Source organism: Bacillus kalamii (assembly GCF_047238185.1).
GTDB lineage: Bacteria > Bacillota > Bacilli > Bacillales > DSM-1321 > Bacillus_AD.
Map to the genome: position 1 here is coordinate 14,149 of NZ_JBDFMI010000003.1, position 17,463 is coordinate 31,611.

At 33.3% G+C, this 17,463-nt stretch carries 21 protein-coding genes and 1 pseudogene; 8 read left to right on the plus strand and 14 right to left on the minus strand.

Annotation, left to right across the window (positions count from 1 at the left end):
- Nucleotide 1 precedes the first annotated feature (1 nt).
- From ABC357_RS16895 to ABC357_RS16905, 3 genes are all read right to left on the minus strand, one after another.
- Complete coding sequence (locus ABC357_RS16895) at nucleotides 2–958, minus strand: hypothetical protein (RefSeq protein WP_412888783.1); 957 nt, start codon at nucleotides 956–958, stop codon at nucleotides 2–4.
- A gap of 353 nt (nucleotides 959–1,311) precedes the next feature.
- Nucleotides 1,312–1,776: a hypothetical protein gene (locus ABC357_RS16900; RefSeq protein WP_412888784.1), complete on the minus strand. Its 465-nt coding sequence runs from the start codon at nucleotides 1,774–1,776 to the stop codon at nucleotides 1,312–1,314.
- 117 nt (nucleotides 1,777–1,893) lie between these two features.
- Entirely contained in the window at nucleotides 1,894–2,745 is an 852-nt protein-coding gene (locus ABC357_RS16905) for a hypothetical protein (RefSeq protein WP_412888785.1), read from the minus strand.
- Between the two features lie 198 nt (nucleotides 2,746–2,943).
- Here ABC357_RS16905 and ABC357_RS16910 point away from each other — a divergent pair, with 198 nt between their 5' ends.
- Nucleotides 2,944–3,303, plus strand: a complete 360-nt coding sequence (locus ABC357_RS16910) for a hypothetical protein (RefSeq protein WP_412888786.1) — start codon at nucleotides 2,944–2,946, stop codon at nucleotides 3,301–3,303.
- Between the two features lie 352 nt (nucleotides 3,304–3,655).
- Here ABC357_RS16910 and ABC357_RS16915 read toward each other — a convergent pair whose 3' ends face one another.
- The 3 genes from ABC357_RS16915 to ABC357_RS16925 all read right to left on the minus strand — a co-directional run bounded on the left by ABC357_RS16915 (nucleotide 3,656) and on the right by ABC357_RS16925 (nucleotide 5,319).
- A complete protein-coding gene (locus tag ABC357_RS16915; protein ID WP_412888787.1) occupies nucleotides 3,656–4,351 on the minus strand; it encodes a transcription termination/antitermination NusG family protein in 696 nt (231 codons plus the stop codon).
- Between the two features lie 122 nt (nucleotides 4,352–4,473).
- Nucleotides 4,474–4,674 (minus strand): hypothetical protein, encoded by a 201-nt coding sequence (locus tag ABC357_RS16920; protein WP_412888788.1) that lies wholly within the window; start codon nucleotides 4,672–4,674, stop codon nucleotides 4,474–4,476.
- A 300-nt stretch (nucleotides 4,675–4,974) separates the two neighbouring features.
- Complete coding sequence (locus ABC357_RS16925; protein WP_412888789.1) at nucleotides 4,975–5,319, minus strand: hypothetical protein; 345 nt, start codon at nucleotides 5,317–5,319, stop codon at nucleotides 4,975–4,977.
- Between the two features lie 601 nt (nucleotides 5,320–5,920).
- On the opposite strand from ABC357_RS16925, the gene istA (ABC357_RS16930) reads away from it, so the two are divergent.
- Together istA (ABC357_RS16930) and istB (ABC357_RS16935) are read left to right on the plus strand one after the other, a co-directional pair.
- On the plus strand, nucleotides 5,921–7,204 hold the full coding sequence (istA, locus tag ABC357_RS16930) for an IS21 family transposase (protein WP_412885845.1): 1,284 nt from the start codon (nucleotides 5,921–5,923) through the stop codon (nucleotides 7,202–7,204).
- On the plus strand, nucleotides 7,204–7,962 hold the full coding sequence (gene istB, locus ABC357_RS16935; protein ID WP_412885551.1) for an IS21-like element helper ATPase IstB: 759 nt from the start codon (nucleotides 7,204–7,206) through the stop codon (nucleotides 7,960–7,962). The genes istA (ABC357_RS16930) and istB (ABC357_RS16935) overlap by 1 nt, the downstream gene beginning before the upstream one ends.
- Here istB (ABC357_RS16935) and ABC357_RS16940 read toward each other — a convergent pair.
- On the minus strand, nucleotides 7,907–8,224 hold the full coding sequence (locus tag ABC357_RS16940) for a hypothetical protein (RefSeq protein WP_412888790.1): 318 nt from the start codon (nucleotides 8,222–8,224) through the stop codon (nucleotides 7,907–7,909). The two genes, istB (ABC357_RS16935) and ABC357_RS16940, sit on opposite strands and share 56 nt — an antisense overlap.
- Nucleotides 8,221–8,433 carry a hypothetical protein gene (locus ABC357_RS16945; RefSeq protein ID WP_412888791.1) on the minus strand — a complete coding sequence of 71 codons (213 nt, stop codon included), beginning with the start codon at nucleotides 8,431–8,433 and terminating at the stop codon, nucleotides 8,221–8,223. The genes ABC357_RS16940 and ABC357_RS16945 overlap by 4 nt, the downstream gene beginning before the upstream one ends.
- Before the next feature lie 633 nt (nucleotides 8,434–9,066).
- Between ABC357_RS16945 and ABC357_RS16950 the strand changes: the two genes are divergently transcribed.
- The 3 genes from ABC357_RS16950 to ABC357_RS16960 all read left to right on the plus strand — a co-directional run bounded on the left by ABC357_RS16950 (nucleotide 9,067) and on the right by ABC357_RS16960 (nucleotide 11,587).
- A complete protein-coding gene (locus ABC357_RS16950) occupies nucleotides 9,067–9,744 on the plus strand; it encodes a response regulator transcription factor (protein WP_412888892.1) in 678 nt (225 codons plus the stop codon).
- Between the two features lie 49 nt (nucleotides 9,745–9,793).
- On the plus strand, nucleotides 9,794–11,167 hold the full coding sequence (locus ABC357_RS16955; RefSeq protein WP_412888792.1) for a HAMP domain-containing sensor histidine kinase: 1,374 nt from the start codon (nucleotides 9,794–9,796) through the stop codon (nucleotides 11,165–11,167).
- A 129-nt stretch (nucleotides 11,168–11,296) separates the two neighbouring features.
- The gene (locus tag ABC357_RS16960; RefSeq protein WP_412888793.1) at nucleotides 11,297–11,587 is read left to right on the plus strand and encodes a hypothetical protein; all 291 of its coding nucleotides are present in this window, start codon (nucleotides 11,297–11,299) and stop codon (nucleotides 11,585–11,587) included.
- A 486-nt stretch (nucleotides 11,588–12,073) separates the two neighbouring features.
- Here the strand turns inward: ABC357_RS16960 and ABC357_RS16965 are convergent.
- A pseudogene (locus ABC357_RS16965) lies at nucleotides 12,074–12,487 on the minus strand (Tn3 family transposase); the annotation flags it as partial.
- A 202-nt stretch (nucleotides 12,488–12,689) separates the two neighbouring features.
- On the opposite strand from ABC357_RS16965, the gene ABC357_RS16970 reads away from it, so the two are divergent.
- Nucleotides 12,690–13,100: a hypothetical protein gene (locus ABC357_RS16970; protein WP_412888794.1), complete on the plus strand. Its 411-nt coding sequence runs from the start codon at nucleotides 12,690–12,692 to the stop codon at nucleotides 13,098–13,100.
- A gap of 323 nt (nucleotides 13,101–13,423) precedes the next feature.
- On the opposite strand, the gene ABC357_RS16975 is transcribed toward ABC357_RS16970, so the two are convergent.
- From ABC357_RS16975 to istA (ABC357_RS16995), 5 genes are read right to left on the minus strand one after another with little or no spacing between them, the layout of a single operon-like run.
- Nucleotides 13,424–13,705 (minus strand): DUF3784 domain-containing protein, encoded by a 282-nt coding sequence (locus ABC357_RS16975; protein WP_412888795.1) that lies wholly within the window; start codon nucleotides 13,703–13,705, stop codon nucleotides 13,424–13,426.
- A 14-nt stretch (nucleotides 13,706–13,719) separates the two neighbouring features.
- Nucleotides 13,720–14,082: a hypothetical protein gene (locus ABC357_RS16980; protein ID WP_412888796.1), complete on the minus strand. Its 363-nt coding sequence runs from the start codon at nucleotides 14,080–14,082 to the stop codon at nucleotides 13,720–13,722.
- A 6-nt stretch (nucleotides 14,083–14,088) separates the two neighbouring features.
- Complete coding sequence (locus ABC357_RS16985; protein WP_412888797.1) at nucleotides 14,089–14,280, minus strand: helix-turn-helix transcriptional regulator; 192 nt, start codon at nucleotides 14,278–14,280, stop codon at nucleotides 14,089–14,091.
- Between the two features lie 38 nt (nucleotides 14,281–14,318).
- A complete protein-coding gene (gene istB, locus ABC357_RS16990) occupies nucleotides 14,319–15,077 on the minus strand; it encodes an IS21-like element helper ATPase IstB (RefSeq protein WP_412885551.1) in 759 nt (252 codons plus the stop codon).
- The gene (gene istA / locus ABC357_RS16995; RefSeq protein ID WP_412885845.1) at nucleotides 15,077–16,360 is read right to left on the minus strand and encodes an IS21 family transposase; all 1,284 of its coding nucleotides are present in this window, start codon (nucleotides 16,358–16,360) and stop codon (nucleotides 15,077–15,079) included. The genes istB (ABC357_RS16990) and istA (ABC357_RS16995) overlap by 1 nt, the downstream gene beginning before the upstream one ends.
- Nucleotides 16,361–16,914: 554 nt before the next feature.
- Between istA (ABC357_RS16995) and ABC357_RS17000 the strand changes: the two genes are divergently transcribed.
- Nucleotides 16,915–17,421 carry a helix-turn-helix domain-containing protein gene (locus ABC357_RS17000; RefSeq protein WP_412888798.1) on the plus strand — a complete coding sequence of 169 codons (507 nt, stop codon included), beginning with the start codon at nucleotides 16,915–16,917 and terminating at the stop codon, nucleotides 17,419–17,421.
- The last annotated feature ends 42 nt before the right edge of the window (nucleotides 17,422–17,463 follow it).

Genomic DNA, 17,463 nt, shown 5'->3' on the forward strand with positions numbered 1-17,463 from the left:
CCTATAAAACCTTTTCTGGCTGTTCATCTTCTACATTAGTTAATTCACTTTCATCCTCGTACAATTGGTTTTCCATTTTCAATCTTTCACTTTCTTTCCTAATTTCTTCTTCAAAAAAGTAAGGAGAAAGTGATTGTTTAAATTCGGTAAAACTATTAGCATCAGACACATTTTGGATTCTTTGATGAATTGCTAAATCGCGATTTAACGTGGCATATGTCATAGCCATGACGCCACTACGATTCAGCCGGATGGCTACGCTTCCTATGGAATGAAGCATTTGATAGGATAGATCAGCGACTTCTTCCAAAATAGACTCTGCCAATTCTCTTTCTTCATCTTCATCCATATGATTGGCTTGTCCCTTAATGGCATTAATGACAGTATCCAATGCATTATTTCCAGTTTCCAAGCCTTTTTCGATTCCATCTTTTCGTGGATTAAATCTTAGTATGATAAACGCTTTATACTCACGTGTTTTTTGTTCGGCAAATTCCTTATAGTTCCCAATAATATCTTCTCTGGCAGCCATTAATTCAGGTGTTAAATTGGGAACAGCCTCCGCCTGGGCATTATAGTCATTTACAAAATCCATGACATCCAAGTATTGAGACTGAACTAACAATGTCTGACGAATACTAATAGAATTTAACATGGTTCGAAACTTCTTCCAGATGGCCGCATTTTCTGTCATATTATTGAGATGTTGGTTGATTTGCGTTAATTCCAACGTAACCGTATATGTACCGTTTTTTAGTTTCACGACACCCTTATCTGAAATAGAGTCATAATCCAAAAAATCTTGTACCGTTTCTGGTTCTTTACTTGATTTCTTATTTTTTTGAGTCAGTTTGCTTTGAGGTTCCTCATCCTTCTTTCTTTTTTTATCTTTCCAAATTGAAAAAAGAAAGAAACCTCCAATCCCGACAAGCAAAACGATTCCTATTAATTGCATCATCTCTTTTCAACTTCCTCCCACTTTGGCATATTTTTTCTTCGATAGTATAAGGTTCGGTTCCGCCTTCGTAACTGAATATGTGTGTAGATTAACTGAGCCAAAGTTAGATTTGTTTTACGATCTCTGAACGTAGCAAATATTATCGCTATGATTAACGGAAGTAACCAATGAATCCTCGAAATTAACAAACTATCGATTGGTAATGTAGGAAACCATTTCGCTAGTTGATAGGATCCTATCACTCCCGGTGCGAGCCATGCTAATTGTCCCCAAGAAAAGGGGCCAATAATGGCCTCTTTCACTTTGGAGTTATAAGGAACTTCATGCATATCCTTGTACATTACACTCACTCCCTACATGGTATATCCGAACATACCAAGGATCGCCCCAATGATTTTTTCAGAGAAGAATACAAACGCAATGGCTATACACATGGCGCCTAATCTTCCTTTCATGTCTGCAAGTCCTTCTGCAGACTTCTTAATGAATAAGCTATAACCCATCCATACCACCAAGATCACTAAGGCCACGACGCCTATTTGTCTGGCTAATTTAACTAACTGCGCCCCAAAGTTATCAATGGTATTAAAAAGTGCAGTACCACTATCGCTTTTAACATTACCTTTCAAAGAATCAGCGTGGGCCACATCAAAGCTCCCCATTACATGAAAAAGGAATAGAAAACCCAAACATAGGGTTGACACTACGGTCATTTTTTTAAAAAGGCTCCAAGATTGTTTCTCCCTTGATCGAATAACTGCAGAATTCATTTCCATTTGATTTGTCGATGCCCATTCATTTTTGACTACTAACTTCATATACATCTCTCTCCTTTTTGAATACATAGATATCAAACACATTCAGAATTATCATTCACTCCATAGAAATCACCCCCATAAAAAAAAGACATATTTGTATGCAGCGAGCATATCAAATCATATCCTTCGGGTAACTGACAGTATTTTTTGAATGTGATTGTAAAGCCGTATGAACTCTCTTATATTCCTTCCTTTTTCATTAATCTTTTTCCGAAACAATTTTCCATAAAAGGTTGGCCAACGAATGGGGAAATTGTCAGTGCAGTTATTCAGATTCCTATATTGCTTGTCCATATCTAAATAGACATTTCTTTTTCTCTCGACTTTATCAATAGTAAGGCTGTTAGATATAACGGTCTTCCCAAATATAAAACTCGCTTTAATTAATTGTTTTATGCTCTTTTTTGGTTGAGAGAAGTTCAATATAGCTACGTAATCCGTTGATGTAAAAACTTGATTAATCTCTTTTACATCCTTACTCATTTCATATGATGTATCTTCTCCCGTTAATAGTTCCCTTTCAATAATGTGTTCCACGGTTTCTGATAAAAATGCTACGTTATTCTTCACCCATTCAATAATTTCTTTAAATATTTTGGTAGTGGATTTTAAAAGATCATGCTCATAATGCTCCAAGATATAGTATTGAAGTTTTTCAGATAACAAAGAAAGATCATACGCTTTCATTTTTTTTACTTTCCCTTCCCAAACCAATAGTTTTAGTTCTGGTATGAGTCGACTAAGGGCTTTTACACGATAGATATTTCTTTCGCTTTCATACACCAGTAGTTCTAATTCTTTATATGGAAGATTCATATCTTTTCTTAAACGAGTGACAATCTCACAACGCTCCATCACATTGTCAGTTAGTTTATAAAACTTGACCAGGCCTTCCAATGGCAAATTTTGAATAGTACTAAGGAATGATTGATATCCCATTTCATGTGTTTCAATACTTTGGTTATACATAAAAGTTCCTCCGGTTCTTTTTAAATCAAAAAAAAGCTCTGTTATTGAGAATTCAATAACAGAGACTTTTAATGATGCGCTAATTTTTTTTATGAATTTTGACTACTTTTCATGAATTAAATGGTATATTACACTTATAAACTTGCGTTTAAATGCATTTTCTATTTTTTCAAAGAATAAAAAGGAGTTTCTTAAACAATGGCCTTCTTGGATCAATTTATAGAAGTATTCTGGAAAGAAATACGGACATGTAAAAAAGAAAGTGATTATCAACTTCTTTTAGAAAAAGTTGAGCTATTATCTACAGAAATGCTTAAGGGCGCAACGGAAGATAAAGAATTTTCCCAATCGCCACTATTGGCAATGATTGCAGAAGTGTATACAAGATGTCCTGAAGTGATTGAAAGCAAAGCTAAAGAAAACAACTTCTATAAAGTTGCCTTACATATGATTAGCCAATATACTTCCGAAGAATTAACATTTCTAAGAAACCACTCTTTACAAATGCCGTTTCACAAAGGTTTTATCATAGATCGACCTAAAAAAATAGATGACTAAACAGAAGGGCCGACATATCGGTTCTTCTTAACTCTCTCACATTTTATTAATGACTCAACCAATAAAACCTATGGGCATAGCTTCGCAGTCCCTTAACCATGTACATTTTCTACTTCCCGATGATAAGACGGGCTGCTAAAAGAATGCTATTAGGGATTAATTATCCATATACAATTATTTATCTAGAAAGCTGTGAAAATAGAGCATTGCGCACCTACTAATATAAACAAAACAACTATGCCAAATGATTTCTTCTAATAATCCTAAACATACAAAGCAATTAATTCCCCAATTAATTGCACATTATCAAATACTTTTTCATCGAATAAGAAAAGAGTCAGTGTATTTACAATTATGCAGCTTGAAAGTGCTCCAAATTCTCTTCACAACAAACAGCCAATAAAGAATTTAAAATTAAATATGGCATAGATATAAAGGAGCTAACCGTTAAATGAGCGTCACCAATTGCTTTTCTTAAGAATCTTATTGGGGAACAAATGATTAACCTATTCGATGCTTTTCTATATGATAAATGCTTCAAGCCGTTACTCACAAAATAGTTCAATGCACTGATGGACTTTTTAGCGTCTTTAACAGCCTCAGCATTCGCTTTTGTCAATGAAGTAACATTCTTTCTTCTTTTAAGACTCTGTTTACCAACTGGTACACTGAATAGTATTTTTTCATGATCTTCCTCGCAATTAAAGTCTTCAAGGATTTCATTCATTTCATCATGATCTACAGATTGAGTTAATACCTGCTGGACATATGGAATCATACTTAAAAAAGAATAGACCTCTCCACTCATTTCTTGGTAACCATGGGCTTCAGTTTCATCAATTTCTACATTCACAAAAACGTACGATTGATATTTGATTAACGTCTTTGTCTTTCTCTTTTTTTCTTTTGACGTTAAATCCACCATTATATCAGCCGGAACAAATACGTCCAATATTTTAGAAAAATTCATTTTATTGACTACAAATTCTATTTTATTTTTAACAAACATTTCTCTCCTTGCTGTTACCTTCAAAGCAAAATAAGCCATATCCATCCCTCATTTCTATTTTGATTTGATATTTTTTAGTTTTTTTAAACTTACTTTTACTATTTTTAGATGATAAGTATCTCTTTATTTTAATAAATTATATAAATCAGATTTTATTGCTTTCACGAATCTTGATTATCATTCTTTTTCTCTGAAAGTATCAATACATCCACGTAATTCATAACTCCAGCTTCTTGGGCTCTCTTTGCAGCTTGTTCGTCTATTTCTCCCATATGAATACGAGGCAAAGATAATATATCTTGCAGAACTTTAGACTCATTCATCAAAAACACCTCATTTTTCCTAGTATATGGTTCTTTCATCCTAAATCCCCTCCCTCAAAATTACTATACAGAGGAAAAATTAGGAATTCAACCGATTTTTACATCGTGCGAAAATTTTAGGAAAATAATACTAGTTAATATACTTTTAATGTTAATATTTTAAATATTATCCATAATGTGAATGGATTTAATTGAAAATAATTCTAAATTATTCAGTATTTTTCTATATAACAATAACATTAACAAAAATCCAGACTGCTAAATAAACGGTGATTTATAAACAAAAAGAACTACTTTAACACCATTAACTTTCATGCATATATAGATATTTAAACTCTTTTATTTTACATTAATTTGGTTTTTTACCACTGAATATAGACTAATCCATTCGCCGATCGGATCGTTGATTTCAACAAGTAAATAGCTATTCGAAACGATATTTTCAGCCTCCAGCAATGTATTTCCAGAAGGGTAGCGATTTTTAATTATGTTTACACCTCCCCCTTGAGATTCTGCCCAGGCTTTCAATTTAGAATACGCTTGATAAGCCACTTTATATCTTTGCGATTCTGAACCTACCACGCCGGATATTTTATAATAATCGGGAGGATTTACCACTACAATTCTATCCTCAAACAACACTTTTATTTCTATTGGTATACTATTGGACAAAGTAATATTCATCTAGTCCATCCCCTTTCTTGGATTAAAAATCATACATTTTGACGAGTTTCTTCTATATATATAGGTAGCAAAATACAAAATGTAATTTAATACAATCACATATCTTGCTATACATTAATGTTTTCATCCAAACAGAACCTGTGAATTTCATCTAAAATATATTGAGAAGATTGTTCTTTGAGTCGTTCTCGAATAATGTTGATGTCTCTTTTTTTATCCGAAAGAAGTTGGCTTCTCATCAATTTGTAACCCAATTTTAAAAGCAACCTATAGTCATTGTTTAATTCCCTTACTGATTGGTTATTTTTAGGTCTACTATCAGTAGGAACTTGTGATGAAGTTCAAATCACACAAAGGACAGTAGCCTTTATCTCCATAAAATTTCATTATCTCTCTTGTGAACTCTAGACTACATTTATTACAGAAACTCTTAGAATTATGATTTATTGACATGAATATTCTATTTGATCTGATATAATAAACGGCTCTGATATATATATCCCTCTGTCATAGAAATGCTAATTTAAATATGTACAGTATTGCTCGAATAAATATGTACAAATTTGATATGAATCTACATACTAATCTTGGGGGGATTAGTATGTACATAACAATGAATATTGATATCGATTTTGAGATTAAAAGTCTTTCAGACTTACCGAAATTCAAACAGATTATGGAGCATATGAAAATGAAAATCAATAAAAGTAAGCTAGCAAAGGAATTGGGTGTGGATCGGCGGACAATTGATAAATATCTAAATGGCTTTATCCCAAAAAGAAAAAGGGAAAAGCCCTCAAAGATTGATCCTTATTATGAAATAATAGCCGCATTGTTATCAGAAGATTCAAAACAGGTATTTTATTACCGTCGTATGCTTTGGCAGTACCTAAAAGACAATCATGGATTGGAATGTGGAGCTTCAACCTTCCGTGCGTATATAGCTCGTACACCTGAATTTAATGCCTACTTTGAAGAGGATAAACGTATTTCTTCACCCAAAGGGACAGTCCGATTTGAAACGCCACCAGGTAAGCAGGCCCAATTAGATTGGAAGGAAAACATTTTATTCGAAACCAAAGAGGGAGAAAAGATAGAAGTCAATGTGGCGGCTTTCATTTTATCAAATTCCAGATTCCGAACATTTCAATTAAGTCTTTCTAAGTCACAGAGTACCTTACTTTCTTTTTTAACAGATACTTTTGAAGCAATTGGCGGAGTTCCAGCTGAAATCCTTACGGATAATATGAAAACGGTAATGGATGAAGCGAGGACTGATTATCAACCTGGGAAAGTGAATGCGAAATTTGATCAGTTTGCGAGGGACTTTGATTTTAAAGTCAAACCATGTATTGCAGGACGACCGAGAACCAAGGGGAAAATTGAATCCACAATGAAACTCCTTGATGAAATTCATGCGTACCAAGGTCAACTGACAATGGAGGAACTTCATCTATTCATACAGGATTTAGGGAATAGAATGAATCACCAGATCCATCAAGGAACGGGGAAAATACCGATTATGGAATTCAAAAAAGAAAGGAACCACTTACTCCAGCTACCAACTGACAAAGTAAGAGATTCCTATCGCATCAAACATACACATGTAAAAGTCAATGCATCAAACATGATTTCCTACAAATCGAATCAATACTCTGTACCACCAGAATATCAAGGAAAAAAAGTAGGCTTACAGGTGTATGATGACTACTTGTGGATTTATTATAACATGAAACTGATCGCCCAACATCCAATTAGTAACGCTAAACTTAATTATCAAGAGGAACATTATAAGGCAAGCTTACTTGTTTCCACCCCTCATTATCCTGAAATCGACGATTTAGCAAAACGGAATTTAGCAACGATTGGAGAAGTGTATAAATAATGAATCCAACTACAAACTATCAACAATTATTATGGAATCTTGACTATCTAAAGTTAAAGCAAATGAGCTTACATTTAAATGAAATCGTAGACTTCAGCGTAAAGCATCAGATGTCATTTATCGACACATTAATCAAGTTGACTGCGTATGAAATAGACATACGGGAGAAAAACATGACGCAATCGATGGTGAAGGTCGCAGCTTTCCCTCATTTTAAGGAGGTGAAAGATTTCGATTTTACCTTTCAAACATCGATTAACCAACAGCAGATTCTAGACTTCCTTACATTGCGTTTTATCGAGGAGAATGAAAATATTGTGTTTTTAGGACCAAGTGGTGTCGGTAAAACCCATTTGGCCACAGCAATAGGGATTGCGGCAGCAAAGAAACGGACGAGTACCTATTTTATTAAGTGCCATGACTTGATTCAAAATTTGAGGAAAGCTCGATTAGAAAATCGGTTAGAGAGCCGTTTGAAGCATTACAGCAAATACAGACTGTTAATCATCGATGAAATCGGTTATTTACCGATTGATCACGAAGACGCTAAGTTGTTTTTCCAGCTGATTGATCGAAGATATGAAAAAAGAAGTACCATCTTAACAACCAATGTGAATTTCAAAGCGTGGGATGAAATATTTCAGGAACCTAAACTGGCCAATGCCATATTAGACCGCATTTTACATCATGCGACAGTTGTGCCTATGATAGGTGATTCATACCGATTAAAGGATCATTTAGCAAAAGAGAACGAGTAATTCTGTACATCCTTATCCAAGCGAAAGTGTACATATTTATGTTGACATTTACACTGTCAACATACCACTCATATAAACCCGCAAAATCATCTGGGCCGTAAATTTGCACCATTTCATGAATTTCATTATCATCTTCATTAATTTCAATCGCTCTTAAAACAGCTTCAACTAAAGTAAAACCCTCTCCAATTACTAACTCTGCAGAGTTGGACTCTGTGCGAAAAATCCCCATCATTAACGACACTTTCCCTCTATTTTTCATTGAATTGTTCTCTCCTTGTAATCGAAATAAAGAATCAAATCGTTTGCAAATACTTTTTCAGATTGATTTAACTCAAGATCATTCTCTACTTTAAAAAGAATCATACCGGCCATCCCTTTTGCTGAAGGTGTCATCGTTTGACAACTGATCACTTTAGATTGTAATTCCTGTAAATCCTTCTTCAGAACTTTTTTTAAATCTTCTCTCATCCCTTGCTTCCCCTTCCTTTTGTTCCATCTCTTCAATCTCTTCTCTTAGAGTGAGGAAACAATGTGTACAGAGTTTTATCTCCCTTTTGACATATTGATCAGATGCCTGAATCAAATAAAATGCTTCATGAGAACAGAAATTGCATTTTCCTGTTGAATCAAATAATAGTTTAAACATCAAAAAGCCCCTCTCTGTTCGATACACATTTACGATAACAAAATATCCAAAAATGGTAACTGACAGTATTTCTATTTTTAAATTGTAACATCTAATTGTAACATTTACAATTACTTACACTAAATTTTCCAAAAAAAAGAAAAACGTCGTTTATTTACACTGAAAAAAGATAGCTTTCAGATTGTGAATAAATGCACTTAAAGTAACGTGGCAGAATAGTTGAATATGAACTGGAAATAAACATAAGTGTAAAATATTCATTTTGAGTTCTAAATTAACAAATGAAATATCTGCCATTCAATATAATCCTTTTGATAAATGGTATTGTCATATTTATGACACATATTAAATTTATAATAAGCAATTAGAGGTTTGGGACATGACTGTATTGCCCATATTTACTTTAAAAGCGTTGAAAGATATATTAGGAATATTGGAGAGGATGTATGCAAGCGATGAAAAGAATTTTATTGGTAGAGGATGAAGCACCAATTGCACGATTATTAAAAGCTTATTTAGTGCGTGAGTCCTTTGATGTGATATGGAATGCAGGAGATGGAGATATTGAAGAATTATTCTTGACGTTTAAACCTGATTTAGTCCTGCTTGATTTAATGCTTCCAGAATATGATGGAATGGATATTTTGAGAAAGGTCCGTCAATATGGAAGTTGTCCTGTCATCATTATGACAGCAAGAGGTTCAATACCCGACAGGCTACAAGGTCTCCAACAAGGAGCAGATGATTATATTCCGAAACCATTTGATCCTGAAGAAGTGGTGGCAAGAGTACAAGCAGTACTTCGACGTTCCACTTATTTTGCCGATAGTAATACGATCAAACTAGGTAGTCTTATTATTGATTTTGCGGCGCGTACTGTCCAACTAGATAATGAATTGCTAGTACTTTATCCTCGTGATTGGGACTTACTTTCTTTTTTATCTCAGCATCCGAATCAGTGCTTTAGCAGAGAACATTTATTAAATCAGATTTGGGGTATTGATTACGAAGGTGGAGATCGTGCTGTGGATACAACGATTAAGAGGCTACGAAAAATTTTGAAAGATTGGCCTAAATCTGAAGGCGAAATACAGACTATTCGGGGAGTGGGGTATTCACTTATTGTTCAATAGAGATCACATGCCGAAACCAATGCTAAAAATATGGACGTGGAGATATGCAATGATTCTTTTGATTACAATGTGCTTAGTTGGAATCACCGCCACGTTTTTGATTCGTTTTAGCAATTATAATAAAAGCTTTGCCGTATTAGAAGCAAGAGCTGAACAGATTGCCAATATTTATAGTAGTATGCCTAAGGAAATAGAGCCAGATTTGCTTTATGATCCTAATAAAAAACAAAATAAGTCTTATGATGCTCATTTCATACGACTACTAGAAGAAGAAGAATTACAACTAATTAATTCTAAAGGCGAAATTATATCGGAGCAGATTTCAAGCCAGTCTGAAAAAAAATCAGTCAATTCATTAGATTTTAAATCAGTATTAAAAGGTGAGAATGTTCGTAAACAGTTTGAACGTAACGGTGTCACCTGGCAAGGTGTTGTTGTTCCTCTTCCGAAACCCAAAGGTGATATTAGTGCCATATATCTTAGTGCACCTGTTTCATTTAATAATGAAAAAACACAACAAGCATACTTTTTCGTTTGTATTATTATTTTGGGCATTGCGATTGTAGAGTGGTTCGTCATTTATTTACTATTAAAAAAACTAATAAGACCAATGAGTCAATTAGCACAAGCTGCCATACAAATAGCTGATGGAGATTATACACCCAAATTACCCGATGCTCAAAATATTAAAGAACAAGAACTGTTGCAGCTTATTCACTCTTTTAAAGAGATGACACTCAAACTTAAAGCTTTAGAACAAATGCGTACAGATTTACTCGCTAGCGTCTCACATGAACTTCGAACCCCATTGACCTCTATTCGAGGAATGGTACAAGCCGTAAATAGCCGAGTTGTAGAAAATGAGGAAGCTGATGAATTCTTGCAGATTTCTTTAGATGAAACGAAGCGAATGCAGCGAATGATTGATAATTTACTTGATTATTCATCTTTGGAGGCAGGAGTGATTTCAAATAATCCCTCCATTATTCATTTTTCACAGCTTGTTAAAAGTATCATTCAACAACTTTGCAAAACTCCTTCTTTTCAGCATATAAAGGTTGTTCTTCATGCTAATGATTTAGAGATTTTGGGAGATGAGGGTCAAATCAAACAAGTTTTAATTAATTTAATGATGAATAGTGCGATAGCTGGTGCAACCGAGATTTCATTTACATGTACGGTAGAGGACACACAAATACTGATTGATGTGAAGGATAATGGCACGGGGATAGAACAATCTGAAATCCCCTTTATTTTTGAAAAGTATTATAGAGGAAATAGTAAGCGTAAGAAAAAGAATGGCTTGGGTCTTGGACTTTCTTTATGTAAGCTGTTAGTTCGTGTGAACGGTGGCGATATCAGTCTGCTTACAACATCAGAAAAGGGTAGCACATTTCGCTTGTCACTACCGAATCCAAAATAAATTATGTTGTCATTTAAAGAAGGATTGCCATATTCCTGACACAATCCCCAAGTATATTGTATTTGTAGCCCGATAAATGATAAAAATATGGTTACAAAAAGTAGATAAGAATTCAGGAGGAATAGAGAAATGAAGAAATTTATGATTACAGGAATGGCAGCAGTGGGATTACTAGCAGCAACAGGAACGGCATTTGCTTTTAATCCATCAGATCAGGAAACATCAAATAATCTTGAAGTAAAATACAACGCGACTGTGAGTGCCGAGGATACTACGGGGAAAAAATATGAAATCCCATTTAATGAAAAAACAATGCAAGTGGATTCAATTGAAGATTCTAAAATAGTGAAACAAGATTCAGGGAAAAAATATGAAGTCCCGTTTAATGAGAAAACAATGCAAGTGGATTCAATTCAATAAAAGATGTATATAAAAATTATTGTTTAAGAGAAAAATATTGACAACCTATTAGCTGGTTTAGTTTAAGAAAAATTAAAGAGCTTTATTATTATTTTAAGTAACAATATTCTCTTAGATCAATGCAGTTTTAAACAACTTTTATAAAGCCTTATTACATTTTATGTAGTAAGGCTTTTGCTTTATACTCCCTATTATTTTTTCGTATTCAAAAGTTTAAACCAAAAACAAGTAACCAAAATAAAGTCAGAATTACGGTTTTGGTTAAGTTTTTAACAATATATGTCTTAACGTTTGTTTACCGCGTTTCGTTGGTACTACCCCTATTTATAAAGTTTGTATATCCCAAATATGTTCATGCTTTTAATAAGTAATACATAGGATTATATTCAATAGAGCGTGAACGTCTTTAAGAGGGGTACCGTCAGGAAAATGCGGATTTACAACGCTAAGCTCATTTTCAAGACGATTACCCCAATTTTAACAACGTTAAGACAGTTTCAGTGGTCTTAGAGAATCTATTGAGACCATTTTTTCAGAATTAAAACGGTACTCTCCTAATAAATTGATATGCTCCCAGCCTAGAGGAGACATATGATATAACCAATTTTCATTAAAATTACCTAAACCCTTTTGGTGTTCAACTGCTTTTGTTAGATGTAAAGTATTCCAGATACTGATGGCATTAATGATTATGTTTAAGGCACTGGCCCTTTGCAATTGATGCTGTATGGTTCGTTCCCTAAGCTCACCTTGTTTTCCAAAGAAAATGGCTCTTGCCAATCCATTCATGGCTTCGCCTTTATTCAATCCTCTTTGTATTTTTCTTCTTAATGATTCATCCGATATGTAATTCAAAATAAAGATCGTTTTTTCTATTCGTCCCATCTCACGGGGACGTGTTTAGAAGTAAAAGTGTACTGAAAGCAATAATAATTTTTAAACCTTTTCTTTTCAAAAACAATTAAACCACTCCTTTTGGTAAAATATTCCACATGTTTATACACTTCTATTTAAACTTCGTTTGTCCTTTATTTTTTTAATTCATTTTTATAGGAAATCTATAATATTATAAATTTGGTATAATTTTACAAATATCTTTACCTTGAAAGGAGAAAAAATCAAGAAATTTATTATATTAGTTGGAATTACTGTATTAATATTAATGGTTGTCGGTTGTTCTGATAAAACACCTCAATATTCTAAGTTTGCAGGAGAAAATAAGAACTGGAAAGTAATTTTAGATATACAAAATCCAGAGAGTGGAAGTAATTCTAAGTTGTATACTATTTCCTATATTGGTAAAAAGAAAAAACCAGATAATATTTCATATAAGATTTATCATGAAAACAATAAACTACCAACCAGTGAAGGAAATGGATCATTGAAAAATCAGGAGGAGTTTTCTGTAAATGAAGAAGGAAAAAGTAATCCTGTTTATAAAATGGATATATTTACAGTCGAGATAAAGTGGGCAAAGAATGTAGAGAAAGTTAGCTTAAAGTATAAAAAATAAATATAAAAAGGGGATCTAATTATTTAGATCCCCTTTTTGAAGAAGTCGTTTATATTTTATCACAAATTAACAGAGTATTCAATTTTTATTATAGGTCGATATACTGTATTTAACTACATTTATAATTTAAACATATTGTGCAGAGATAATAAAATTGTTTATTTTACAATAAAGTCTTTTAAAAAATAATAAAGTTGTTTAATTCCTTATAGAGCTATCGTGGCAGTTTAACTCTATAAGGAATTATGAAATTTGTCACAGTAGAAGTAGATATGACTTAATACAAAAAAACTCCTGAACTTTTGTTCATGGAGTTTTTTTGTTCATTGATCCACCAGTTTAACATTTGAATAGATTATTAATCCAAATAATCCTATAAATAATATAGCGACTAAAATCGTTACAGATTGAACTGAAAAAACACCTGCAATAATAAAGATTACTCCCATTACTCCTTCGAATCCCCCAACTAACTTAGCCAATTTATCTTTGTTGGAAACCCGTTTTTCATTGAAACCAGTCAATAACCAAGTTTGTTTCATAACACCTACTAAAAATCCCATAAGGAGTAATATGCCCCCAATAATTATAAAGTCTGTATTCATTTTGGATACCTCCATTAAAATTTCTTAGCTATGCTAGGAATAATATAAATCGGAATGACTAATGAGATAGATAAATAAATCAAAAGGAAATCAATTGATAGCCAATCATTCATTCCAAATTTTGAAACCAATGAAAAATAACAGATTAATAACGCATTCATAATGACTATAAAGCCAAAAGAATACTTATGAATATTTGTACTTACTCTTTCATCATACTCAATTTCATCTGAATCTAATTTTCTTCGTTTATATTTTGAAAAGATAACGCTAATTAATAATACTATTAATAGGAGTATTTTCAACCAACTTTCATCCAACACAACAATGACTGCCAGAGTTAATAATGCAGGCAAATAGTATAGAAGTTTTAACATAATTACTCACTCCTCCATCCAAAATAAATGATCTAAAGGTACTTCTAAGTACTTAGAAATTAATAAACAAACTTTAATTGTAGGATTATACTTTTGAGCTTCAATCAAACTCAAAGTCTGTCTAGTTACACCGACTAGTTTAGCTAATTCACCTTGTGTATGTTTATCTTGTTCAATTCTTACTGTAAATGTCAACATAAATATGTACACTTTCGCTTGGATAAGGATGTACAGAATTACTCGTTCTCTTTTGCTAAATGATCCTTTAATCGGTATGAATCACCTATCATAGGCACAACTGTCGCATGATGTAAAATGCGGTCTAATATGGCATTGGCCAGTTTAGGTTCCTGAAATATTTCATCCCACGCTTTGAAATTCACATTGGTTGTTAAGATGGTACTTCTTTTTTCATATCTTCGATCAATCAGCTGGAAAAACAACTTAGCGTCTTCGTGATCAATCGGTAAATAACCGATTTCATCGATGATTAACAGTCTGTATTTGCTGTAATGCTTCAAACGGCTCTCTAACCGATTTTCTAATCGAGCTTTCCTCAAATTTTGAATCAAGTCATGGCACTTAATAAAATAGGTACTCGTCCGTTTCTTTGCTGCCGCAATCCCTATTGCTGTGGCCAAATGGGTTTTACCGACACCACTTGGTCCTAAAAACACAATATTTTCATTCTCCTCGATAAAACGCAATGTAAGGAAGTCTAGAATCTGCTGTTGGTTAATCGATGTTTGAAAGGTAAAATCGAAATCTTTCACCTCCTTAAAATGAGGGAAAGCTGCGACCTTCACCATCGATTGCGTCATGTTTTTCTCCCGTATGTCTATTTCATACGCAGTCAACTTGATTAATGTGTCGATAAATGACATCTGATGCTTTACGCTGAAGTCTACGATTTCATTTAAATGTAAGCTCATTTGCTTTAACTTTAGATAGTCAAGATTCCATAATAATTGTTGATAGTTTGTAGTTGGATTCATTATTTATACACTTCTCCAATCGTTGCTAAATTCCGTTTTGCTAAATCGTCGATTTCAGGATAATGAGGGGTGGAAACAAGTAAGCTTGCCTTATAATGTTCCTCTTGATAATTAAGTTTAGCGTTACTAATTGGATGTTGGGCGATCAGTTTCATGTTATAATAAATCCACAAGTAGTCATCATACACCTGTAAGCCTACTTTTTTTCCTTGATATTCTGGTGGTACAGAGTATTGATTCGATTTGTAGGAAATCATGTTTGATGCATTGACTTTTACATGTGTATGTTTGATGCGATAGGAATCTCTTACTTTGTCAGTTGGTAGCTGGAGTAAGTGGTTCCTTTCTTTTTTGAATTCCATAATCGGTATTTTCCCCGTTCCTTGATGGATCTGGTGATTCATTCTATTCCCTAAATCCTGTATGAATAGATGAAGTTCCTCCATTGTCAGTTGACCTTGGTACGCATGAATTTCATCAAGGAGTTTCATTGTGGATTCAATTTTCCCCTTGGTTCTCGGTCGTCCTGCAATACATGGTTTGACTTTAAAATCAAAGTCCCTCGCAAACTGATCAAATTTCGCATTCACTTTCCCAGGTTGATAATCAGTCCTCGCTTCATCCATTACCGTTTTCATATTATCCGTAAGGATTTCAGCTGGAACTCCGCCAATTGCTTCAAAAGTATCTGTTAAAAAAGAAAGTAAGGTACTCTGTGACTTAGAAAGACTTAATTGAAATGTTCGGAATCTGGAATTTGATAAAATGAAAGCCGCCACATTGACTTCTATCTTTTCTCCCTCTTTGGTTTCGAATAAAATGTTTTCCTTCCAATCTAATTGGGCCTGCTTACCTGGTGGCGTTTCAAATCGGACTGTCCCTTTGGGTGAAGAAATACGTTTATCCTCTTCAAAGTAGGCATTAAATTCAGGTGTACGAGCTATATACGCACGGAAGGTTGAAGCTCCACATTCCAATCCATGATTGTCTTTTAGGTACTGCCAAAGCATACGACGGTAATAAAATACCTGTTTTGAATCTTCTGATAACAATGCGGCTATTATTTCATAATAAGGATCAATCTTTGAGGGCTTTTCCCTTTTTCTTTTTGGGATAAAGCCATTTAGATATTTATCAATTGTCCGCCGATCCACACCCAATTCCTTTGCTAGCTTACTTTTATTGATTTTCATTTTCATATGCTCCATAATCTGTTTGAATTTCGGTAAGTCTGAAAGACTTTTAATCTCAAAATCGATATCAATATTCATTGTTATGTACATACTAATCCCCCCAAGATTAGTATGTAGATTCATATCAAATTTGTACATATTTATTCGAGCAATACTGTACATATTTAAATTAGCATTTCTATCTTACTAACTTCACACGGTTTTTTATAATTATATTATTCAATAATTACACCTCCTACACCTACAATTCGTTACATATACTTTATTTATGTAATATATATATTACATTGTTGATATCACTAATTTAGCATATATAAATTACATATGCAATATATATATTGCATTTTGTGTTATGCGCCTATATTTCAGGTTTAAAGATGTTGTTTTATTACATAATAAGTGACTTGAGTTAAACGGGCTAAAGTAAATGATTAGCGAAAATGAGTGATTTTTTGACAATGGGGTTAGATTTAAGAAAACTTAAAATTCAATGAAAGCAGACTTCTTCGAAGGTAAATGTGATATATCGATAAGCTTCATCATATTTACTTTGTGAATTTTTATTGGAGGAACCTCTTGAACTTTACTATTATCAAAAATGAGAATATAATAATAAATAAGAATAATATGAGGAGTTGAAATTTATGTTATCCGAAACCTTTTTGCATCCAATCAGAATAAGAATTATTCAGCTTGTAGCCAATAGTAAAAGTATGACCGTAGGTTCTATAGCTGATTCCATGGATGATATACCTCGTTCCACGATTTATCGGCATGTAAAAATATTAAGTGAAAATAACGTTCTCATTGTGGTGAAGGAAGAAAAAGTTCGTGGTACATACGAACGTGAATATGCTTTTAATTATGAAATGATAAATACACAGGAGAATCAGATAGATAAAGCTGTTTTATCGTTTCTTTTGAAGTTGTTTTTTGATTTTAATGACTATTTTAAAACCTCAAGTACAAACCCTGTTGAGGATAAAATTTTTCTTTCCAAAAATACATTGCTCTTATCTGATGATGAGTTTGAACAATTTAAGGTGGATATTTATGATGTGATAAAAAAATATCTGGAATTCACACCGCAGAACGAACGGAAAGAACGAAATATTTCTATTATTTCCTCTCCTGTACCAAAGGAAGAATGAAAATTATTTTCTGATTCTCATACAAAATAAGTCAACTTAGGA